This window comes from Micromonospora sp. BS32 (assembly GCF_059089345.1).
This window is the reverse complement of record NZ_JBSSHR010000032.1, coordinates 12,683-34,726: the sequence shown is the minus strand read 5'-3', so window position 1 is coordinate 34,726 and position 22,044 is coordinate 12,683. Positions and strand designations below refer to the sequence as shown.

At 74.7% G+C, this 22,044-nt stretch carries 18 protein-coding genes; 13 read left to right on the top strand and 5 right to left on the bottom strand.

The annotated features are described in order from the left end of the window. Positions 1-5: 5 nt before the first annotated feature. Positions 6-641 (top strand): alpha-ketoglutarate-dependent dioxygenase AlkB, encoded by a 636-nt coding sequence (locus tag AC5RWQ_RS29095; protein WP_494285802.1) that lies wholly within the window; start codon positions 6-8, stop codon positions 639-641. A gap of 43 nt (positions 642-684) precedes the next feature. On the opposite strand, the gene AC5RWQ_RS29090 is transcribed toward AC5RWQ_RS29095, so the two are convergent. Next, positions 685-1,203: a TrmH family RNA methyltransferase gene (locus AC5RWQ_RS29090; protein WP_494285801.1), complete on the bottom strand. Its 519-nt coding sequence runs from the start codon at positions 1,201-1,203 to the stop codon at positions 685-687. A gap of 193 nt (positions 1,204-1,396) precedes the next feature. Here AC5RWQ_RS29090 and AC5RWQ_RS29085 point away from each other — a divergent pair, with 193 nt between their 5' ends. Continuing rightward, positions 1,397-2,734 (top strand): uracil-xanthine permease family protein, encoded by a 1,338-nt coding sequence (locus tag AC5RWQ_RS29085; protein WP_494285800.1) that lies wholly within the window; start codon positions 1,397-1,399, stop codon positions 2,732-2,734. A 96-nt stretch (positions 2,735-2,830) separates the two neighbouring features. On the opposite strand, the gene AC5RWQ_RS29080 is transcribed toward AC5RWQ_RS29085, so the two are convergent. Next, on the bottom strand, positions 2,831-5,320 hold the full coding sequence (locus AC5RWQ_RS29080) for a DNA gyrase/topoisomerase IV subunit A (protein ID WP_494285799.1): 2,490 nt from the start codon (positions 5,318-5,320) through the stop codon (positions 2,831-2,833). 36 nt (positions 5,321-5,356) lie between these two features. After that, on the bottom strand, positions 5,357-7,414 hold the full coding sequence (locus tag AC5RWQ_RS29075) for a DNA gyrase/topoisomerase IV subunit B (RefSeq protein WP_494285810.1): 2,058 nt from the start codon (positions 7,412-7,414) through the stop codon (positions 5,357-5,359). Positions 7,415-7,764: 350 nt separating this feature from the next. On the opposite strand from AC5RWQ_RS29075, the gene AC5RWQ_RS29070 reads away from it, so the two are divergent. Then, a complete protein-coding gene (locus AC5RWQ_RS29070) occupies positions 7,765-9,021 on the top strand; it encodes an SGNH/GDSL hydrolase family protein (RefSeq protein ID WP_494285798.1) in 1,257 nt (418 codons plus the stop codon). A gap of 74 nt (positions 9,022-9,095) precedes the next feature. Here AC5RWQ_RS29070 and AC5RWQ_RS29065 read toward each other — a convergent pair whose 3' ends face one another. Beyond that, a complete protein-coding gene (locus AC5RWQ_RS29065; protein WP_494285797.1) occupies positions 9,096-9,737 on the bottom strand; it encodes a class I SAM-dependent methyltransferase in 642 nt (213 codons plus the stop codon). Between the two features lie 65 nt (positions 9,738-9,802). Next, on the bottom strand, positions 9,803-10,243 hold the full coding sequence (locus AC5RWQ_RS29060) for an RrF2 family transcriptional regulator (protein ID WP_494285796.1): 441 nt from the start codon (positions 10,241-10,243) through the stop codon (positions 9,803-9,805). Between the two features lie 147 nt (positions 10,244-10,390). On the opposite strand from AC5RWQ_RS29060, the gene AC5RWQ_RS29055 reads away from it, so the two are divergent. From AC5RWQ_RS29055 to AC5RWQ_RS29010, 10 genes are all read left to right on the top strand, one after another. After that, entirely contained in the window at positions 10,391-11,602 is a 1,212-nt protein-coding gene (locus tag AC5RWQ_RS29055) for a globin domain-containing protein (RefSeq protein ID WP_494285795.1), read from the top strand. Between the two features lie 68 nt (positions 11,603-11,670). Next, on the top strand, positions 11,671-13,323 hold the full coding sequence (locus AC5RWQ_RS29050; protein WP_494285794.1) for a carbamoyltransferase family protein: 1,653 nt from the start codon (positions 11,671-11,673) through the stop codon (positions 13,321-13,323). Then, positions 13,320-14,342 carry a glycosyltransferase family 2 protein gene (locus AC5RWQ_RS29045; RefSeq protein ID WP_494285793.1) on the top strand — a complete coding sequence of 341 codons (1,023 nt, stop codon included), beginning with the start codon at positions 13,320-13,322 and terminating at the stop codon, positions 14,340-14,342. Before AC5RWQ_RS29050 ends, AC5RWQ_RS29045 begins: the two co-directional genes overlap by 4 nt. Then, positions 14,342-15,976, top strand: coding sequence for an HAD-IIIA family hydrolase (locus AC5RWQ_RS29040; RefSeq protein WP_494285792.1), 1,635 nt, complete (start codon positions 14,342-14,344; stop codon positions 15,974-15,976). The genes AC5RWQ_RS29045 and AC5RWQ_RS29040 overlap by 1 nt, the downstream gene beginning before the upstream one ends. A gap of 9 nt (positions 15,977-15,985) precedes the next feature. After that, positions 15,986-16,960 (top strand): glycosyltransferase, encoded by a 975-nt coding sequence (locus AC5RWQ_RS29035; RefSeq protein WP_494285791.1) that lies wholly within the window; start codon positions 15,986-15,988, stop codon positions 16,958-16,960. Continuing rightward, entirely contained in the window at positions 16,945-18,162 is a 1,218-nt protein-coding gene (locus tag AC5RWQ_RS29030) for a glycosyltransferase (protein WP_494285790.1), read from the top strand. The genes AC5RWQ_RS29035 and AC5RWQ_RS29030 overlap by 16 nt, the downstream gene beginning before the upstream one ends. After that, complete coding sequence (locus AC5RWQ_RS29025) at positions 18,162-18,980, top strand: D-sedoheptulose-7-phosphate isomerase (protein WP_494285789.1); 819 nt, start codon at positions 18,162-18,164, stop codon at positions 18,978-18,980. Before AC5RWQ_RS29030 ends, AC5RWQ_RS29025 begins: the two co-directional genes overlap by 1 nt. Further along, positions 18,977-20,392 carry a PfkB family carbohydrate kinase gene (locus tag AC5RWQ_RS29020; protein ID WP_494285788.1) on the top strand — a complete coding sequence of 472 codons (1,416 nt, stop codon included), beginning with the start codon at positions 18,977-18,979 and terminating at the stop codon, positions 20,390-20,392. Before AC5RWQ_RS29025 ends, AC5RWQ_RS29020 begins: the two co-directional genes overlap by 4 nt. Next, on the top strand, positions 20,389-21,084 hold the full coding sequence (locus AC5RWQ_RS29015; protein ID WP_494285787.1) for an SDR family oxidoreductase: 696 nt from the start codon (positions 20,389-20,391) through the stop codon (positions 21,082-21,084). Before AC5RWQ_RS29020 ends, AC5RWQ_RS29015 begins: the two co-directional genes overlap by 4 nt. Continuing rightward, positions 21,081-22,037 carry a glycosyltransferase family 9 protein gene (locus AC5RWQ_RS29010; RefSeq protein ID WP_494285786.1) on the top strand — a complete coding sequence of 319 codons (957 nt, stop codon included), beginning with the start codon at positions 21,081-21,083 and terminating at the stop codon, positions 22,035-22,037. The genes AC5RWQ_RS29015 and AC5RWQ_RS29010 overlap by 4 nt, the downstream gene beginning before the upstream one ends. Positions 22,038-22,044: the final 7 nt, after the last annotated feature.

Below are 22,044 nucleotides of genomic sequence, written 5' to 3'. Positions count from 1 at the left end.
GCGGCATGACGCAGGCCGCCTACCAGCCGTCGATGCTCGACCTCGCCGACGCCGGTCCGTCCCTCGGCCCGCTGCCGGGCGGGCTGCGGCGGCACTTGCTCAGCCGGGGAGCCTGGGTCGACCATCTTCCCGGCTGGGTGCAGGGCTCCGACGCGGTGCTCGACACCCTGCTGGCCGAGGTGCCCTGGCGCGCCGAGCGCCGCACCATGTACGACACCGAGGTCGACGTCCCCCGCCTGCTCTGCTGGTACGCGGGCGGGCGGCCGCTGCCGCATCCGGTGCTCACCGAGGCGCGGGCGACGCTGACCCGGCACTACGCCCCCGAACTGGGCGAGGACTTCGTGACCGCCGGCATGTGCCTCTACCGGGACGGCCGGGACAGCGTCGCTTGGCACGGCGACACCCAGGGCCGCTCGGCGCACACCGACACGATGGTCGCGATCGTCTCGTTCGGCTCGCCCCGGCAGTTGCTGCTGCGCCCGCGCGGCGGTGGCGACAGCCGGCGGTTCGCGCTGGGTCACGGCGACCTGGTCGTCATGGGCGGCTCCTGCCAGCGCACCTGGGAGCACGCCGTCCCGAAGACCGCCCGACCGGTCGGCCCCCGGGTCAGCGTCCAGTTCCGCCCCGCCGGCGTCGCCTGACCCCACCGGGAGCAGCCCGGCGAGGTGGGCTCACCGAACCCCCTCAGAGCAGCCCGGCGAGCCGGTAGAGGACGAGGGAGCCGGCGACCGCGACGTTGAGGCTGAGGCCGTGGCCGACCATCGGGATCTCCACGGCCGCGTCGAGGGCGTCCAGGGCGTCCGGTGGGATGCCGGTCGCCTCGTGGCCGAGCACCACCACCGTGCGCCGTCGGGCGGCGGGCAGGTCGCCGAGGCGGATCGCCTCGTCGGCCAGTTCCACGCCGAGAATCCGGGCACCGGCGGCCCGTTCGGCGGCGAGCCAGCGCAGCGGGCTGCCGACCCGGTGCACGCAGGTGGGCCGGCGCAGCGTGTTGCCCCGGGCCAGGGCCTCGTCGACCCAGCCGAACGGCGGCACGGCCAGGCAGGCGCCGACGGCGTCGCAGGTACGCAGCAGGGTGCCCAGGTTGGCACCGTGCATCGGCCAGAGCGGGGCGGCGATCAGGTGACCCCAGCAGCGGTGGGCGTGAGTCCGGCGGGCAGCGCGTAGCTCCTGGCGCGGGCGGACCCGGATGGCGGGGCTCACGCCGTGCCGGCGGCTCCGCCGGGGAAGAATTCGATCATGAGAAGGGGTGCTTCGCGGCGCACCCGGGCCATCGACGGGGACGAACCGCTCGATCGTAGACCGGCCGGGCGTGCCGAGCCACCCGCCAGCCATGCTAGAAACAACTCCCAGGGTCGACCACGCCCCCGTCACCTGACGACGCGAAGGGCACCCCATGACCCAGTCCCCCACCTCCCGCCGCTCGCCGTGGACCGTGCACGGCGACGGCCGCTCGGTCACCCCGGGCGACGTGGTGCACCCCGGCGAGCGGCTCTCCTGGCCCCGTACGGTCGGTGTCGGCGTGCAGCACGTGGTGGCGATGTTCGGCGCCACCTTCACGGTGCCGCTGATCACCGGATTCCCGCCGGCCACCACGCTCTTCTTCTCCGGGCTCGGCACCCTGCTGTTCCTGCTGATCACCCGGAACCGGCTGCCGTCGTACCTGGGCTCGTCGTTCGCGTTCATCGCGCCGGTGCTGGCCGCGAAGGCGGGCGGCGACATCGGACCGGCGCTGGGCGGCATCGTCGTGGCCGGCGTCGCGCTCGCCCTGGTCGGGGTGGTGGTGCAGCTCGCCGGGTCGCGCTGGATCGACGCGTTGATGCCACCGGTGGTGACCGGCGCGATCGTCGCGCTGATCGGCCTCAACCTGGCCCCGGTGGCCTGGGACGGCGGTGGCAGCGGCACCGGCGTCAAGGCGCAGCCGCTCATCGCGGTGGTCACCCTCGCCGCGATCCTCCTCGCCACGGTCGCGTTCCGGGGCTTCCTGGCGCGACTGTCCATCCTGCTCGGCGTGGTGGTGGGGTGGCTGCTCGCCGCCCTGCTCGGCCAGCTCGACCCGAAGGCGGTGGACGGGCTGCGCGACGCCGCCTGGGTGGGCCTGCCGCAGTTCCACGCGCCGAGCTTCAGCCTGCGCGCGGTGGTGCTGGTGATCCCGGTGATCCTCGTACTGGTCGCCGAGAACGCCGGGCACGTCAAGGCGGTCGCCGCGATGACCGGCCGCAACCTGGACCGGGACATGGGCCGGGCGTTCCTCGGCGACGGGCTGGCCACCGTACTCGCCGGCTCCGGCGGCGGCTCCGGCACCACCACCTACGCGGAGAACATCGGCGTGATGGCGGCGACCCGGGTCTACTCGACCGCCGCGTACTGGGTGGCCGGGCTGGCGGCGGTGCTGCTCGGGCTGAGCCCGAAGTTCGGCGCGCTGATCCTGACCGTGCCGGCGGGGGTGCTGGGCGGGGCGACCACCGCGCTCTACGGCCTGATCGCCATCCTCGGCGCGCGGATCTGGATCGAGAGCCGGGTGGACTTCCACGACCCGGTGAACCTGATGACCGCCGCCGTCGCGGTGATCGTCGGCGCCGCCAACTACACCCTGACCGTCGGTGACCTCTCCTTCAACGGCATCGCCCTGGGCACCGCCGCCGCCCTGCTGATCTACCACGGCATGCGCCTGGTCGCCCGCCTCCGCGGCACCACCCCAGCCACCCGGCCCGCCCCCGAGCCGGAACTCTGAAGGGCCCCACCCATCCCTGCATGATTCGGCGCAGGGGGCTGGACGGAACGGAAAGGGGCCCGGGGCGTCAGCCCCGGGCCCTCCGCCGTGTCAGGGTCAGTCGCGTTCGATGAGGTGGCCGACCACCGTGGGGCCGAGCATCACGGCGAAGCCGCTGCCGTCCCGGCGCGGGTCGGCCGGGGGCAGCTCCACCGGGTCGCCGGTCGCCGTCGCGCCGACCGGGCGGGCCCCGATCCACGCCACCACCAGATCCGTCTCCCCCTTGAGGAACCGCTGCGCGCGCACGCCGCCGGTCGCCCTCCCCTTCGCCGGGTACGACCCGAACGGTGTCACCTTGACCGTCGCGCCGGTCGAGGTGACCACCATCGGCTCACCGTGCCCCGGGTCGTCGGTGCGGATCGCGCCGAAGAAGACCACCCGCGCACCGGCCGGCAGGTTGACCCCCGCCATGCCGCCGCCCTTGAGCCCCTGCGGGCGGACCACCGACGCGGCGAACCGCAGCAGCGACGCCTCGTTCGTGACGAAGGCCAGCGCCTCGGCGCCGTCGGTGAGCCAGGTCGCCCCGACCACCTCGTCGCCCTCGCGCAGGCCGATCACCTCGAACTCGTCGGAGCGGACCGGCCACTCCGGCGCGCAGACCTTGACCACGCCCTGCCGGGTACCGAGGGCCAGGCCCGGTGAGCCCGGCCCGATCGGGCCCAGCGGGGCCAGGCCGACCACCCGCTCGCCGGGCTCCAGCGGCACCAGCTCGGCGGCGGCCATGCCCCCGCGCAGGGAGACCGTGCCGGCCTGCTCGGGCAGCACCGGCAGCGGCAGCACGTCGACCTTGAAGGCCCGCCCGGCGCTGGTCACCAGGAGCACCCGGCCACGGGCCGTGGTGTGCACGACGGCCCGTACCGTGTCGTGCTTGACCCGGCCGTTGCGCCGGCGCCCCTCGGCGGCCTCCTCCGACTCGGCCGCGGTCCGGGCGACCAGCCCGGTCGCGGAGAGGATCACCTGGCACGGGTCGTCGGCCACCTCCAGCGGGCCGGCCGGCACGGACGCCGCCAGCACCTCCTTGAGGTCACCGTCGACCAGGGTGGTGCGGCGCGGGGTGCCGAACTGCTTCACCACCGCGGCCAGTTCGTCCGAGACGACCTTCTTGAGCACCTTGTCGTCGTCGAGGATCTTGGACAGCTCGGCGATCTCGCCGCGCAGCTTCTCCTGCTCGGCCTCCAGCTCGATCCGGTCGTACTTGGTGAGCCGGCGCAGCGGCGTGTCCAGGATGTAGGTGGCCTGGATCTCGGAGAGCTTGAACTGCCGCATCAGGCCGTCCTTGGCAGCCTGCGCGTCGTCGCTGGCCCGGATCAGCCGGACCACCTTGTCGATGTCGAGCAGGGCGATCAGCAGACCGTCGACCAGGTGCAGTCGCTCCTCGCGCTTGCGCCGGCGGTAGGAGCTGCGTCGGGTCACCACCTCGTACCGGTGGGCCAGGAAGACCTCCAGCAGCGCCTTCAGCCCGAGGGTGCGCGGCTGCCCGTCGACCAGGACCAGGTTGTTGACGCCGAAGGACTGCTCCAGCGGGGTGAGCCGGTAGAGGTCGGCGAGCAGCGCCTGCGGGTTGACCCCGACCTTGCACTCGATGACCAGCCGGGTGCCGCTCTCCCGGTCGGTGAGGTCCTTGACGTCGGCGATGCCGGTGAGCCGCTTGGTCTTGGTGACCTCGTTGGTGATGGCGGCGATGACCTTCTCCGCGCCGACGCCGTACGGCAGCTCGACGACGGTGATCGCCTGCCGGCCCCGGCTGCCCTCAAGGGGACCGATCTCCACCTTGCCGCGCATCCGCACCACGCCGCGCCCGGTCTCGTACGCCCGGCGCACCTCGTCCAGGCCGAGCAGCAGGCCGCCGGTGGGCAGGTCCGGGCCGGGGACGAACTCCATCAGCTTGTCGAGGTCGGCGTCCGGGTGGTTGATCAGCCAGCGGGCGGCGGAGACCACCTCGCCGAGGTTGTGCGGGATCATGTTGGTCGCCATCCCGACCGCGATCCCGGACGCGCCGTTGACCAGCAGGTTGGGGAAGGCGGCGGGGAGCACGGTCGGCTGGGTGAGCGAGCCGTCGTAGTTGGGCTCGACGTCGACGGTGTCCTCGCCCAGCTCGCCGACGAGCAGCATCGCCTCGCGGGAGAGCCGCGCCTCGGTGTAGCGGGCGGCGGCGGGACCGTCGTCCGGGGAGCCGAAGTTGCCGTGCCCGTCGATCAGCGGCGCGTTGAGCGAGAAGTCCTGGGCGAGCCGGACCATCGCGTCGTAGATCGCGGTGTCGCCGTGCGGGTGGTACTTGCCCATCACGTCGCCGACCACCCGGGCCGACTTGACGTGCCCGCGGTCGGGGCGGTGGCCGGCCTCGTGCATCGACCAGAGGATGCGGCGGTGCACCGGCTTGAGGCCGTCGCGCGCGTCGGGCAGGGCGCGGGAGTGGATGACCGAGAACGCGTACTCCAGGTAGGAGTCGGAGACCTCGGTGACCAGCGGGTTGTCGAAGACCCGCGCGCCGGCCTGGTCGAAGGCGGAGAAGTCCACCTTGGCGCGGTCGTCCCTACGGCGTGCCATCGTTCACGTTCCCTTCGGGGCGCGGGGCCAGCGTGCTCATGCGTCGATCGCGTCGCGGTCGACCCGGTCCGAGGAGTCGATCAGCCAGTTGCGGCGTGGCTCGACCTTCTCGCCCATCAGCAGTTCGAGGATCCGCTCGGCGGCGTCGACGTCGTCGAGGGTGATCCGGCGGACGGCCCGGGTGGCGGGGTTCATCGTGGTCTCCCACAGCTCCTCGGCGTCCATCTCACCGAGACCCTTGAACCGCGGGATCGGGGTGACGATCTGCTTGCCGGCCTTCTCCAGCTTGCGGACCGTCGCCTCCATCTCCGCCTGGGTGTAGGTGTAGATGGTCTGCGGGTTGCGCCCCTTGGTGGTGATCTTGTGCAGGGGCGGCATCGCGGCGAAGAGCCGGCCCGCCTCGATCAGCGGCCGCATGTAGCGGGCGAAGAGCGTGATCAGCAGGGTCCGGATGTGGGCGCCGTCCACGTCGGCGTCCGCCATGATGAGGACCCGGCCGTACCGCAGCGCCGACAGGTCGAAGGTGCGCCCCGAGCCGGCGCCGAGCACCTGCACGATCGCCGCGCACTCGGCGTTGTCCAGCACCTGCTGGAGATTGGCCTTCTGCACGTTGAGGATCTTGCCGCGGATCGGCAGCAGCGCCTGGTATTCCGAGGAGCGGGCCAGCCGACCGGTGCCGAGGGCGCTGTCGCCCTCGACGATGAACAGCTCGCTGCGATCGATGCCGGCGGCGCGGCAGTCGACCAGCTTGGCCGGCATCGACGCGCCCTCGAGGGCGGTCTTGCGGCGGGCCGCGTCCTTCTGCTGCTTCTGGGTCAGCCGGACCCGGGCCGCGTCAACGATCTTCTGGAGCACGGTGCGCGCCTCGGCCTTGGTGCGCCGGTCCTCCAGCCACGCCTTGACGTGCTGCTCCACCTGGCCCTGGATCACCTTGGTGATGCCGGCGGTGGAGAGCTCGTCCTTGGTCTGCGAGGTGAACTGCGGCTCGGGGATCCGCACGTGCACCACGGCCGTCATGCCCTCCAGGACGTCGTCCAGGGTGGGCGGATCCTCCTTGGCCTTGAGCAGGCCCCGGGTGTTGCGGACGGCGTCGGCGAGGGTGCGGACCAGGGCCCGCTCGAAGCCCTTGCGGTGGGTGCCGCCGTGGGCGTTGCGAATGGTGTTGGTGAAGCACTCGACGGTGCGCTCGTAGCCGGTGCCCCAGCGCAGCGCGACCTCGACCTCGGCCCGGCGCTGCACGTTGGACTGCATCACGCCGTTGGCGTCGGCGGCGTTCTCCCGGTAGGTCCCCTCGCCGGTGACCAGCAGGGTGCCGGAGACCGGCCGGTCGCCCGCCGGGGCGAGGAACTCCACCATGTCGGCGAGGCCGTTGGGGAAGTGGAACCGCTCCTCGGTGGGCTCCTCGCCGGTCTCGTCGCGCAGCCGGTAATCCACGCCCGGCACCAGGAAGGCGGTGTTACGCAGCTTCATCCGCACGGCGTCGACGTCCAGCGTCGCGCCGGTCTCGAAGTAGCGGGCGTCGTGCCAGTAGCGGATCGAGGTGCCGGTGCGCTGGCCGCGCTTCATCGCGCCGACGATCTGGAGGCCGGGGCCGGCGGTGAAGGGGGCCTCCGGGCCGTCGCCGTCGAAGATCCCGGGTACGCCGTGCCGGAACGACATCGCGTGGACCTTGCCGGCGCGGCGGACCGTGACGTCGAACCGGCGGGAGAGCGCGTTGACCGCCGAGGCGCCGACGCCGTGCAGGCCGCCGGAGGTCTTGTAGCCGGAGCCGCCGAACTTGCCGCCGGCGTGCAGCCGGGTGAGCACCAGCTCGACCCCGGAGATGCCGGACTTGGCGTGCACGTCGGTGGGGATGCCGCGGCCGTCGTCGTCGACCTGCACCGAACCGTCGGCGTGCAGCATCACCTCGACCTTGCGGGCGTGACCCGCGACACCCTCGTCGGTGGCGTTGTCGAGGATCTCGTTGACGAGGTGACCCACGCCACGGCTGTCGGTGGAGCCGATGTACATGCCAGGACGTTTGCGGACGGCGTCCAGGCCCTCCAGGTGCGTGAGGTCGTCGGCCCCGTAAAGGGTCTCAGGCTGTGCGGTCAACTGGACGTACTCCCCGGTCTCGGCGGTGTGGTGCCGCTCACCGTCTTGATTCACCCTGACTCGATCTCCACGCGCGGCGCGCCGCAGCGAGCCTAGCCGGACGCCCCGACACAACGGCGGAGCCCCGCGCGACCCGCCGTGCGCGGGCCGCCGGTCGTGAGCCACGAGAGGCGCAACGACGGCGGAGGGCGGCGTCTTCCCGGCCGTGGCATCGACGCCCCGGCCGTGGCCCGGGGGCGTTTCCGGCCTTCAACGATCATGTTATGACCCATTGACGTCCGTCGTGCCCAGGTGATCTGATCGCGTTCTCGGAGGATCTTTCACATTTCGATGGACAGATGGGGGACGCCATGTCCAGGTTCCGTCGTTCCGCCCTCGCGGCGGCGCTCGCCGTCACCGCCGCCGCCCTCTCCGCCGCCGTCGCCCCGGCCGCCCCGGCCGCGGCGGCCCTGCCCACCGCGGCGGTCGCGCTCGGGGACAGCTTCATCAGCGGGGAGGGCGCCGGGGCGTACTCGCCGGTGGTCGACCTGAACGGGGTGCCGCAGGCCTTCCCCGGCTGGTCCGCGCCGAACGCCAACGCGTACTTCTGCCACCGCTCGCCGAACGCCTCGCTCTTCCAGGCGGAGCTGCCGGGCATCACCGACCGGTACAACCTGGCCTGCTCGGGCGGCCAGCCGTACGACATCGCGAACGCCTCGGCCAGCCGGACCAAGGGCCGGCAGGTGGCCGCCCAGCTAGACCAGCTCCGCGCCGTCGGGCAGACGCACGACATCGACCTGGTGCTGATCGGCCTCGGCTCCAACAACAGCTCGTTCACCTTCGGCAGCGTCGCGGAGAAGTGCGCCAACCGGTTCATCGCGGACGCGTGGACCGGCTGGTGGGAGTTCTGGGCGTACCTGGGTGGGCCGGTCGAGCAGGAGCCGTGCACCGACGCGGACCTGGCCACCGCCGCCCAGTTCAGCGCGGCGACCGCGGAGACCACCGCCGCCGTACACCAGATCCTCACCACCCTCGACCAGATCGACGCCGACGGCCAGCACCGGGTGGTCTTCCAGGACTACACCAACCCCCTGCCGCCGGAGCTGGCCTCGGTCTACTGGACCGAGGAAGACCGGGACGACACCCGGGACAAGTTCCGCGCCCTGGGCGCCGAGCGGTACGCGGCCGGCTGCCCGATCCACCGGGCCAGCCTCGCCCCCGGCCAGCGCTTCTCCCAGGGCCTGGGCACACTGGTCAGCTCGGCCCGCGGCACCCTCGCCGCCGAGTTCCCCGCCGCCGACCTGGTCTACCTCAACGTGCAGCGGGCCTTCGACGGGGCCCGGCTCTGCGAGTCGGCCGGCAGCCCGGCCAACGCGCTGGCCACCCCGATCCGACTCCAGGACGGCCCCTCCGGCGTCTTCGTCACCAGCCTCTCCGGCTACGACAAGCTGGACATCCAGCGGATCGCCGACACCTGCGGCACGTACTTCCAGACCTGCCAGGAGAGCTGGCACCCGAGCGCGGCCGGGCACCGGGTGCTCGGCCGGTGCCTGACCGGCGCGGCGGCCACCACCACCCGGGCGGTGTCCTGCGTACGGTCGCCGGACGGCACGGTGAACGTGGGCTGAGCCGCGACGCCGGCACCGCTCGGGCGCAGGAGCGGACCGAGCGGTGCCGGCGCCCCGGCGACGGCGGTGCGCCCTCAGGGGCGGATCGCCGAGCCGAGGACGTGCGGTGAGGCCGGCATCGGAACCCCGGTGGGCGGGAAGCGGAACCGGTCCAGGGCGACCACCTGGAAGCCGGCGGCGACGATCTCCGACACGGTGTCCCGGCCGGTGTGGCAGCCGCCGCAGAGCAGCGGCCAGCAGGTGGCGTCGGCCCAGCGCTGCGCCCGCCGCAGCCCCGGCGTGCCGGCCGCGACGTGCTCGTAGAAGCGCAGCTGCCCGCCGGGCCGCAGCACCCGGTACGCCTCGCGCAGCGCGACGCCCTGGTCGGCGACCGAGCAGAGCACCAGCGACAGCACCACCGCGTCGGCGCCGGCGTCGGCGACCGGCAGCGCCTCGGCGAGCCCGTCGGTGACCGTCACCGGCACCGGGGCGTGGCGCGCGGCGGCGAGCGCGTCGGTGCGCAGCCGGGGCTCCGGCTCGACCGCGAGCACCGCCTGCACCTCGGGCGGGTAGTGGGCGAACATCCGGCCGTTGCCGGCGCCGACCTCCACCACCCGACCGCGCAGGCCGGCGACCAGCCGGTGCCGGTGCGAGCCGACGCCGGCGCGGTCCATCGCCACGCTGGCCCGGGCGAAGATCCGGGCGAAGAGCGGGTGGGAGACCTGGGACGTGGTCATCAACGCTCCCGTCGACGGGGGGACGGCTTCCTCGCACGTTACCGGCCCAGGGCGAGCTGTCGGGGTCAGCTCCGGACCACGGGCCCGGCGATGGTGAGCAGGAGCGGGCCGGTGGGGCCGGCGTCGACCAGGTCGCCGAGGCGGACGTCGTCGAGGACGGCGAGGAAGGCCGCCTGGGCCCGGCGGAGCTGGACCCGCAGCCGGCAGCCGGCGCGCAGCGTGCAGCCGGACTCCTCGCAGGCGACGACCTCGCCCTCGCCCTCGAAGGCGCGCACCACCTCGCCCACGGTGACCTCCTCGGCGCCCTCGCCGAAGGCGACCCCGCCGGCCCGGCCCCGGATGGTGACCAGCACGCCGATCCGCTGCAATCGCTGCACCACCTTGGCGACGTGGCTGCGGGGCAGGTCCAGCCGCTCGGCCAGCTCGTCGACCGTGGTCCGGGTCGACGCGGTGGCGGTGAGCATGGCGATCCGCAGCGCCATGTCGGTGGACCGGTTGAGCTTCACGTACCGACCCTAGCCAGCGCGCCGGGGCGGGGACAGGGGCCGGGAGACCGTGACGTGGGCGACACCGGACCCGGGACTTTCGACCCTGAAGAGGACTCTCAAACTCCTGTTTAAGTGGCTCCCGTAGGCAACGCACTAGGAGGAACCGTGCTCTCGGAATCGTCAACCGCCGTGGTGACCGCGACCCTGCCCGTCGTGCAGGCGCACGGGGAGGAGATCACCGGCCGGTTCTATCAGCGAATGTTCGCCGCCCACCCGGAGCTGCTCAACCTGTTCAACCGGGGCAACCAGGCCTCCGGTGCGCAGAAGGCCGCGCTGGCTTCCGCCGTCGTCGCGTACGCCGAGCACCTCACCGGCGAGAGCGCGGCGCCGTGGGGTCCGATCCTCGACCGGATCGCGCACAAGCACGCCTCCCTCGGCATCACCGCGACGCAGTACACGCTCGTCGGGCGGCACCTGATGGCTGCCATCGGCGAGGTGCTCGGTGACGCGGTGACCCCCGAGATCGCCGCCGCCTGGGACGAGGTCTACTGGCTGCTGGCCTGCGAACTCATCGCCCGGGAGGCCCGGCTCTACACCGAGGCCGGGGTCGCCGAGGGCGCGTCGGTCTGGCGGGAGTGGCGGGTCACCGAGGTCACCGTGGAGGCCACCGACGTGCGGTCGTACACCCTGGTCCCGGTCGACGCCGGGCCGGTGCCCACCTTCGTCCCCGGCCGGTACGTCTCGGTGGCCGTCGACCTCGACGGCGACCTCGGCCAACAGATCCGGCAGTACAGCCTCTCCGGCCGGCCCGGCGCCGACCACTGGCGGATCACCGTGAAGCGGGTCCGCGGCCTCGGCGGCGCCCCCGACGGCCTGGTCTCCACCTTCCTGCACGAGCGCGTCGCGGTCGGCGACACGCTCCGGCTCAGCCCGCCGTTCGGCGAGGTCGACGCGATCGCCGGCGACGGGCCGCTGCTGCTGGTCAGCGCCGGCATCGGGCTCACCCCGGCGATGGCCGCCCTGGAGTACCTGGCGGACACCACGCCGCAGCGGGAGATCGTGCTGGTGCACGCCGACCGGGACGGCGCGGCCCACGCGCACCGCGACGAACTGCCGCGGCTGCACGCCCGCCTGCCCCGCCTGCGCCTCAAGCTCTGGTACGAGGAGACCTCCGACGCCCCGGCCACCGTGCCGGCCGAGGTGACCCGGGGATGGGTCGACCCGGACCTCATCCCGCTCTCCCCCGACGCCCACGTCCACCTCTGCGGACCGCTGCCGTTCATGAACCAGGTCCGGGGCGGGCTGCTGCGCCGGGGCGTACCGGTGGAGCGGATCGCCTACGAGGTGTTCGGGCCGGGCATGCTGCGCGGCGCGTGACCCCGGCCGTCGGCGGAGAAGTCGATGATCTACAGGTTAGGAGGACAGGGCGGGGGTAGGGACCGTGCATGCGCGTCCTCGGTATCAATGCGATCTTCCATGATCCGGCCGCCGCCCTGGTGGTCGACGGACAGCTGGTGGCCGCCGCCGAAGAGGAACGGTTCAGCCGCCGCAAGCACGGCAAGCGCCCGGTCCCCTTCTCGGCCTGGGAGCTGCCCGAGCTCTCCGCCGCCTGGTGCCTGGCCCACGCCGGCGTCGACGTCGACAGCCTCGACGCCGTGGCGTACTCCTTCGACCCCGGCATGTGCCGGGACGCGGCCAGCCTCGGCCTGACCGACCCCTGGGACTGGCTGCGCGTCGACTACGCCGAGCGGGCCCCGCAGTTCCTCGCCGCCGCCCTGCCCGGCCTCGACCCGGAGAAGGTGCGCTTCGTGCCGCACCACGTGGCGCACGCCGCCTCGGCCGGGCTGGCCGCGCCGCCGGCCGGCGACGACACCGCCGTGCTGGTGCTCGACGGCCGGGGCGAGGTGGCCAGCCACCTGGCCGGCGTCTACCGGGGCGGAGAGCTGACCCCGCTCTACTCGCAGGAGCTGCCGCACTCGCTCGGCCTGCTCTACGAGGACCTCACCCGACACCTCGGCTTCATGCACTCCAGCGACGAGTACAAGGTGATGGCGCTGGCCTCGTACGGCCAGCCGAAGCACCTCGACCTGCTGCGTGAGCTGGTGACGGTCACCGACTCCGGCGGCTTCCACGTCGACCGGATCGACTGGGCGAGCATGGCCAAGGCGGCCGCACCGGGCGCCGAGCTGACCGCCGAGCACGCCGACCTGGCGTCCAGTGTGCAGGTCCGGCTGGAGGAGGTCATCCTCGACCTGGCCCGCTGGCTGCACGACGCCGCGGGCGGCCCGTCGACGCTGGCGATGGCCGGCGGGGTGGCGCTGAACTGTGTGGCCAACGCCCGGATCGCCGCCGAGGGGCCGTACCGCGACGTCTGGGTGCAGCCGGCCGCCGGCGACTCCGGCACGGCGCTCGGCGCCGCCCTGCACGTCGCCGGCACGCTCGGCGACCGGTCCGCCCCGATGACCGGCGCCGACCTGGGCCGCGGCTGGTCCGACGAGGAGCTGGAGGCGGAGCTGCGCCGGGCCGCCCTGCCGTACTTCCGGCCGGACTCGATCGCCGCCGAGGCGGCCCGGGTGCTGGCCGACAACGGCATCGTCGCCTGGTACCAGGGCCGCAGCGAGTACGGCCCGCGCGCGCTGGGCCACCGCTCGCTGCTGGCCCACCCCGGCGACCCGGCGACCACCGCCCGGATGAACGACGTCAAGGGGCGGGAGCAGTTCCGGCCGATCGCGCCGATGGTCCGCGCCGAACGCTTCGCCGACATCTTCGAGGGGGTCTTCCCCAGCCGGTACATGCTCTTCGTGCACCAGGTGAAGCCACAGTGGCGGGACCGGATCCCGGCGGTCACCCACGTCGACGGCACCGCCCGGGTGCAGACCGTGCACACCGACACCGAGCCGCTGGTCGCCGAGCTGCTGGCCGAGTTCGAGCGGCTCACCGGGCTGCCGGTGGTGGTGAACACCTCGCTGAACACCGCCGGCCGCCCGATGGTCGACACCCCGCGCGAGGCGATGGAGCTCTTCGGCTCGGCCCCGGTGGAGCTGCTAGCCCTCGGCCCGTTCGCGGTCCGCCGGAACGCGCTGGGCGGTGGCCGGTGATCAGCATCGTCGTGCCGACGCTCGGCCGGCCCAGCCTCACCGTGCTGCTCGACGCGCTCGCCCCGCAGCTCGCCGACCTGCCCGACGTGGAGCTGCTGCTGGTCGACGACCGGTGCGATGCGACCGGCGAGCTGGCCGTGCCGGGGACGCTGTCCGCGTACGCGAAGGTGCTGACCGGGCGCGGCGCGGGCCCGGCGGCGGCCCGCAACATCGGCTGGCGGGCCGCCCGGCAGCCGTGGGTGGTCTTTGTGGACGACGACGTCGTCCCGGCGCCGAACTGGGCCCGGCGGCTGCGCGACGACCTCGCGGTCAGCGACCGGGTCGGCGGGGTGCAGGGCGTGGTGGAGGTACCGCTGCCCGCCGACCGTCGACCGACCGACTGGGAACGCGGCACCGCCGGCCTCGCGGAGGGCGAGTGGATCACCGCGGACATGGCCTACCGGCGGGCGGCGCTGACCACGGTGGACGGCTTCGACGAGCGCTTTCCCCGGGCCTACCGGGAGGACGCCGAGCTGGCCCACCGGGTCCGTCGCGCCGGCTGGGAGTTGGTCCGTGGCCGTCGCACGGTGACCCATCCGGTCCGTCCCGAGGACCGCTGGGTCAGCCTGCGGGTGCAGCGCGGCAACGCCGACGACGCCCTGCTGCGCCGGCTGTACGGCCCACAGTGGCGGGTCGAGCTGCGGCTGCCGCCCGGCCGCCGGCCCCGGCACGTGGCGGTCACCGCCGCCGGTGCGCTGGCCCTGGTGGCGGGCGCGCTGCGGGCCGGCCGGCCGACCGGTGACGCGTCGCGCCGGGCGCTCGGCGTGCTGGCCACCGCCGGGGCGCTCGGCTGGCTGACCGGCACCGCGGAGTTCGCCCGGGCCCGGATCGCGCCCGGCCCGCGCACCCGCGACGAGGTGACGACCATGCTCGTCACCAGCGCCCTCATCCCACCGCTCGCGGTCACCCACTGGGTGCGCGGCTGGTGGCGCACCCGAGCGTCCGTGACGGACGGTCACCGCGCGGTGGCGGGAAGTTGATGTTTACTTCTCTTGCTCGGGGCAACTGCTTCGCCATGAACGGGGGTGCGTCGACCGGTCCTGCGCTCTTCGACGCGGTGCTGCTCGACCGGGACGGCACGCTGATCGAGGACGTGCCCTACAACGGCGACCCGGAGAAGGTCCGCCCGATGCCCGGCGCCCGCGAGGCGCTGCACCGGCTGCGCGCCGCGGGGCTGCGCCTCGGCGTGGTGACCAACCAGTCCGGCCTCGCCAAGGGGCTGTTCACCGCCGCGCAGATGCGGGCGGTGCACGCCCGGGTCGAGGAACTGCTCGGCCCCTTCGACACCTGGCAGATCTGCCCGCACGACGACGGCGACGGCTGCGCCTGCCGCAAGCCCGCCCCCGGCCTGGTGCACCGGGCCGCCGCCGCGCTCGGCACCACGCCCGCCCGCTGCGTGCTGGTCGGCGACATCGGCCGCGACGTCACCGCCGCGCTCGCCGCCGGCGCCACCGGCTTCCTGGTGCCCACCCCGGTCACCCGGCCGGAGGAGGTGGCCGCCGCCCCGCACGTCGCGCGGGACCTGCCGGCAGCGGTCGCGGAGATCCTCCGCCGACAGGCGGTGGTACGACCCACCGCCCCCCGCCCCGAGCGGGCCGGCACGGTGCTGGTGGTCCGCAGCGACTCCGCCGGCGACGTGCTGGTCACCGGCCCGGCCGTCCGGGCCGTCGCCGCCGGCGCCGAGCGGGTGGTGCTGCTGCACGGCCCGCGCGGACGCGCCGCCGCGGCCCTGCTGCCCGGCGTCGACGAGCTGATCGAGTGGCGGCTGCCCTGGATCGACGGCGACCCCGAGGCCGTCGACCCGGACGACATCCGCCGGCTCACCGACCGCCTCGCCGGGGTGCACGCCGACGAGGCCGTCGTCTTCACCTCCTTCCACCAGTCCCCGCTCCCGCTGGCCCTGCTGCTGCGGATGGCCGGGGTGCGCCGGATCAGCGCGATCAGCGACGACTACCCCGGTTCCCTGCTCGACGTCCGGCACCGGGTGCCGGTCGGCGTGCCCGAGCCGGAGCGGGCGCTCTCCCTGGCCGCCGCCGCCGGATTCGGGCTGCCGGCGGGAGACGACCCGGTGCTGCGGCTGCGCGCCGACCTGCCGGCCGTCCCGCCGCCCGCCGACCCCGGCTACGTGGTGGTGCACCCCGGCGCTTCGGTGCCCGCCCGGGCCTGCCCACCTGAGCGGTGCGCCGAGATCGTCGCCGCGCTTACCGCCGCCGGCTATCGGGTACTGGTCACCGGGGGATCGGCCGAGACCGCGCTGACCTCCCGGGTGGCCGCAGCCGGCGGCACCGACCTCGGCGGGCGGACGGACCTCGCCGGACTGGCCGGGGTGCTCGCCGGGGCGCGCTGCGTGGTGGTGGGCAACACCGGCCCGGCCCACCTCGCCGCCGCCGTCGGCACCCCGGTCATCAGCCTCTTCGCGCCCACCGTCCCGTTCGGACAGTGGGGGCCCTACCGGGTGCCGACCGTCCGCCTCGGCGATGCCGAGGCGCCCTGCCGCGACACCCGCGCCGCCGTCTGCCCCGTCCCCGGACACCCCTGCCTCACCGCCGGGATCGACCCGACCCAGGTGGTCGAGGCGGTCCGGCTGCTCTCCCCCACCCCACCGCAAAGCTGAAGGAGGGTCATGAACATCCTGCTCTGGCACGTGCACGGGTCCTGGACCACGTCCTTCGTGCACGGTCCGCACCGCTACCTGGTCCCGGTCACCCCCGACCGCGGCCCGTACGGGCTGGGCCGGGCCCGCACCTACCCGTGGCCGGACAGCGCGGTCGAGGTGACCCCCGAGGAACTGGCCGACGCCGAGGTGGACCTGGTCGTCCTGCAACGCCCCGAGGAACTGGAGCTGGCCGAGCGGTGGCTGCGCCGCCGTCCGGGCCGCGACCTGCCGGCGATCTACGTGGAGCACAACACCCCCAAGGGCGACGTGCCGAACACCCGCCACCCGATGGCCGACCGGGACGACCTGCTGCTCACCCACGTCACCCACTTCAACGACCTGTTCTGGGACAACGGCGCCACCCGCACCGCCGTGGTCGAGCACGGGGTGGTCCCGCCGGCCGTGGAGTGGACCGGTGAGCTGGACCGGCTCGCCGTGGTGACGAACGAACCGATCCGCCGGTGGCGGGTCACCGGCACCGACCTGATGCCCCGCTTCGCCGACGTCGCCCCGCTGGACGTCTTCGGGATGGGGGTGACCGGGCTGGCCGACCGGCTCGGCCTGCCCGGCGAGCGGGTGACCAGCCACGACGACCTGCCCCAGGACGTCATGCACACCGAGGTGGCCCGCCGGCGGGCGTACCTGCACCTGTGCCGGTGGACCTCGCTCGGGCTGAGCCTGATCGAGGCCATGACGATCGGCATGCCGGTCGTCGCGCTGGCCACCACCGAAGCCGTCGACGCGGTGCCGCCCGACGCCGGGGTGCTCTCCACCCGGGTCGACACGCTGGTCGAGGCGGCCCGCTGGCTGGCCGAGGACCGCGACGCCGCGTACCGGCTGGGCGCGCGGGCGCGGGAGGTGACGAAGGAACGCTTCGGGCTCGACCGGTTCCTTGCCGACTGGGACCGGATCCTTGAGGAGGAAACATGCGCATCGCGATGATCTCGGAGCACGCCAGCCCCCTCGCCGTCCTCGGCGAGGAGGACGCCGGCGGGCAGAACACCCACGTCGCGGAGCTGGCGGCGGCACTGGTCGGCGAGGGGCACGACGTGCGGGTCTACACCCGCCGCGACGCCGCCGAGCTGCCGGACGTGGTGTCCGCCTCCGCGGGGTACCAGGTGCGGCACGTGCCGGCCGGCCCCGCGTCGCGGGTGCCGAAGGACGACCTGCTGCCGCACATGGGCGAGTTCGGGCGGTGGCTGGCCGAGCAGTGGGGTCGCGGCGACTGGCGCCCCGACGTGGCGCACGCCCACTTCTGGATGAGCGGGTTGGCCGCCCTGCACGCGGGGCGGCGCACCAACACCCCGGTGGTGCTGACGTATCACGCCCTCGGCGCGGTCAAGCGGCGTCACCAGGGTGCCCGGGACACCAGCCCGCCGGGCCGGATCGGCTACGAGCGGGCGCTCGGCCGGGCCGCCGACCGGGTGATCGTGCAGTGCCAGGACGAGATCGGCGAGCTGGTCCGGCTCGGGGTGCCGCGGTCGAAGATGGCGCTGGTCCCGTCCGGGGTCAACGAGCGGATGTTCCGCCCGGAGGGGCCGGTCGCGCCGCGCGACCCGGCCCGTAAGCGGATCCTCACCGTCGGCCGGATGGTGGAGCGCAAGGGCTTCCAGGAGGTCGTCCGCGCGCTGCCCGCCGTGCCGGACGCGGAGTGCGTGGTGGTCGGCGGGCCGTCGGCCGAGCTGCTGCCGGCCGACGCGTTCGCCCGCCGGCTGCGGGCGCTCGCCGAGTCGTGCGGGGTGGCCGACCGGGTCAAGCTGGTCGGCGCGGTGCCCCGGGAGGAGATGGCCGCCTGGTACCGCTCCGCCGACGTGCTGGTCGCCGCGCCCTGGTACGAGCCGTTCGGGCTGACCCCGCTGGAGGGGATGGCCTGCGGCGTGCCGGTGATCGGCACGAACGTGGGAGGCATCGCCGACACCGTCGTCGAAGGGCTGACCGGGGACCTGGTGCCGCCGCGCGACCCGCGCGCGCTGGGCGTCGCGATCCGCCGGCTGCTCGCCGACAACGTGCGCCGCTTCGCGTACGCCACGGCGGCGCTGGACCGGATCCGCAGCCGGTACTCCTGGAAGCGCTGCGCCGAACAGTTGAGCGCGGTCTACACGGCGGTCAGCACGGTCGGACGCGTCGTACCGGCGGTGGCCTGATGAACGCTGGCATGTCCACCCTCGACAGCCACCTGGCCGGGCTGGCCGCCGCGCTGCTGCCATACCGGCGGGCCGCCGAGCGGCTGGCCGACTGGGGCACCGAGCTGGCCTGGTCGCTGGCCAACGGCGGCCGGCTGCTGGCGGCGGGCAACGGGGGCAGCGCTGCCGAGGCCCAGCACCTCACCGCGGAGCTGGTCGGCAAGCTGCGTGACGACCGGGAGCCGCTGTCCGCGATCGCCCTGCACGCGGAGACCTCGGCGCTGACCGCGATCGGCAACGACTACGGCTACGAGGAGGTCTTCGCCCGACAGGTCCGCGCGCACGGCCGGGAGCACGACGTGCTGCTGCTGATGTCGACCAGCGGCAGCAGCCCGAACCTGCTGCGGGCGGTGGAGGCCGCCCGGGAGGCCGGGGTGCGCTGCTGGGCGTTCACCGGCCCGGCGCCGAACCCGCTGGCCGAGGTCTGTGACGACGCGCTGGCGGTGCCCTCGCCGGACAGCCAGGTGGTGCAGGAGCTGCACCTGGTCTCGCTGCACCTGCTCTGCGAGTACGTCGACGAGGCGCTGCCGCTGGTCCGCCAGCTGCCGCGGGCGTCGGCGCCGCGCCCGCGCGGCGCCGACGTGTCCCGTCGGCTGACCGCCGGGGCGGACGACCGGGCCCTGGCGGTCGCCGTGAACGGCTACCCGCTGGGCGGCCACGGCCTCGCCGGGCACGGCGCCAACGGACACGGCCCGAACGGACACGCCACCAACGGAACCGGCGGCAACGGGCACGCCGCCAACGGGCACGGGCCGGGCCGGCGGGGGTGTCCGTCGTGAGCGGGCCGCTGGTGGTCGTCGGCGACGCGCTGCTCGACCGGGACGTGCTCGGCACCGTCAACCGGATCTGCCCGGACGCGCCGGTGCCGGTGCTCGACGAGCGGTCGGCGACCGACCGGCCGGGCGGCGCCGGGTTGGCCGCCCTGCTCGCCGCCGCCCAGGGCACCGAGGTGGCCCTGGTGACCGCCCTCGCCGACGACACGGCCGGCGCCCGGATCGCCGAGCTGCTGACCAACGCGGGAGTCCGCCTCTACCCGCTGCGACTGCCCGGGGCGACGCCGGAAAAGATCCGGCTGCGCGCCGGCGGGCAGACCCTGCTGCGGCTGGACCGCGGCGGCGACCCGCAGGCCCCCGGCGAGCCGCCGGAGGCGGCGCTGGAGGTACTCGCCTCGGCCGGCGCCATCCTGGTCAGTGACTACGGCCGGGGGCTGCTCCGGCAGTCGGCGCTGCGGGCCGCGCTGGCCGACGCGACCGCGCCGGTGGTCTGGGATCCGCACCCGTTGGGGCCGGCGGCCGTGCCCGGTGCCCGGCTGACCACGCCGAACCTCGCCGAGCTGCGTCAGCTCACCGGCGACGCCGGCGCCGGAACGGCACTGTCCACCGCCACCCGGGCGGGGCACGAGCTGCGCCAGCGGTGGCGGGTCGGCGCGGTCGCAGTGACCATGGGCCCGGACGGTGCGGTGCTCTGCCACTCCGGCAGCACTCCGCTGGTGGTGCCGCCGCCGTCCGACGTGACGCACGTCGAGGACACCTGCGGCGCCGGGGACCGGTTCGCCGCCACCGCCGCCACCGCGCTGGCCGCCGGCGCGGTCACCTCCGAGGCGGTGCAGGAGGCGGTCGCCGCCGCGTCGGCGTACGTGGCCGCCGGCGGGGCCGCCGGGCTGGCCCGGGCCGACCACGAGCCGGCCCGGTCGCGCCGCCCGGCCTCCGCCGTCGAAGACCTCGTCGCCCGGGTACGCGCCGACGGCGGCACCGTGGTCGCCACCGGCGGCTGCTTCGACATCCTGCACGCCGGGCACCTCGCCACCCTCCAGGCGGCCCGCCGGCTCGGGGACTGCCTGGTGGTCTGCCTCAACTCCGACCGCAGCGTGCGCGCCCTCAAGGGGCCGCAGCGCCCCGTCAACGGCGAGGCGGACCGGGCCCGGCTGCTGGCGGGGCTGGACTGCGTGGACGCGGTGGTGGTCTTCGACGAGCCCACCCCGGCGACCGCGCTGGCCCGGCTGCGCCCCGACGTCTGGGTCAAGGGGGGCGACTACGCCGGCGACGGCGCCCCCGAGCTGCCCGAGGCCGAGCTGGTACGCGGCTGGGGCGGCCGGGTGGTGACCGTCCCGTACCTGGCGGGCCGGTCCACCACCGCCACGATCACCGCCGCGCGGTCGCGCGGCGCACGACTGGTCAAGGGAGCGAGATGAGCAGGGACCTGAACGGATCAGCGGTACTCGTCACGGGCGGGTCGAGCGGGCTCGGCGCGGCGGTGGTGACCGCGGTGACCAAGGCCGGCGGGCGGCCGTACGTGCTGGACCGGCAGGCGCCGGCCGACGGGGTGCCGTGGGTCGAGTGCGATCTGGCCGACACCCGGGCCGCCGAGGAGGCCACCCGGCGGATCGCCGAGCAGGCGGGCGGGCTGGACGGCCTGGTCACCGCCGCCGGCATGGACGTGCCGGGGAAGCTGGCCGACGTACCCGGGGAGACCTGGGACCGGATCGTCGGGATCAACCTGCTCGGCACGGCCGCGGTGATCCGGGCGGCGCTGCCCGAGCTGGAGCGGTCGCACGGCACGGTGGTGACCGTGGCGTCCACGCTGGGCATCAAGGCGGTCAGTGACGCCACCGCGTACTGCGCGGCGAAGTTCGGGGTGGTCGGCTTCACCCGGGCGCTCGCCGCCGAGCTGGCCGGGCAGGTCGGGGTGACCCTGCTGATCCCGGGCGGCATGCGCACCGCCTTCTTCGACGACCGCGACGCGCAGTACAAGCCGGGGCCGGATGCGATCCTCAACGACCCGGCCGACACCGCCGCCGCGGTCATGTTCGCGCTGTCGCAGCCGGCCGGGTGCGCCGTCCGCGAGCTGGTGGTCTGCGCCGAGCAGGAGTCGTCGTACCCGTGATCCTGGTGCTCCGGGCGCTCGGCGTCGGCGACCTCGCGACCGGGGTGCCGGCGCTGCGCGCGTTGCGGGCCGCGTACCCCGGCGAGGAGCTGGCGCTGGTCGCGCCGCGCTGGCTGAGGCCGCTGGTCGACCTGGTCGGCGGCGTCGACCGGCTGGTCGAGGCGGACGGGCTGGGCCACCTGGGGTGGTCCGGCCCGCTGCCGGAACTGGCGGTCAACCTGCACGGGCGGGGCCCGCAGTCGCACCGGATGCTGGCCGGCGTACGGCCGGGCCGGCTGCTCGCCTTCGCCAACGCCGAGGCCGGCCACCACGACGGGCCGGACTGGTTCGCCGAGGAGCACGAGATCGACCGGTGGTGCCGGCTGCTGTCCTGGTACGGCATCCCCGCCGACCGCACCGATCTGGCGCTGCGCCGCCCGGTTCCGGGCCGGCTGCCGACCGGGGTGAGCATCGTGCACCCGGGGGCGAAGGCGGCCCAGCGGCGCTGGCCACCGGCCCGCTTCGCCCAGGTGGCCCGGGAGCTGACCGCCCGCGGCCACCGGGTGGTGGTCACCGGCAGCGCGGGCGAGCGGAGCATCGCCGAGCAGGTCCGCGTCCTGGCCGGGCTGCCGGCCGACGCGGTGCTGGCCGGGCGGACCGACCTCGGCGAGCTGGCCGCGCTGGTCGCGCACGCCCGCCTGCTGATCAGCGGCGACACCGGGATCGGGCATCTCGCCACCGGGTACGGCACCCCGTCCGTGCTGCTCTTCGGCCCGGTGCCGCCGGCTCAGTGGGGGCCGCCGCCGGACCGGCCCTGGCACCAGGCGCTCTGGGTGGGGCAGCGCCGGCCGGTCGACGACGCAAGCGTGCATCCAGCGCTGGCCGCGCTGGACGTGCCGGCGGTACTGGCCGCGGTGCAGCGGGTGGAGCGCGGCGCGGCGGCCCGGCCCACCCCCTTGGCTACCCGCCGGTAGGTTCCGG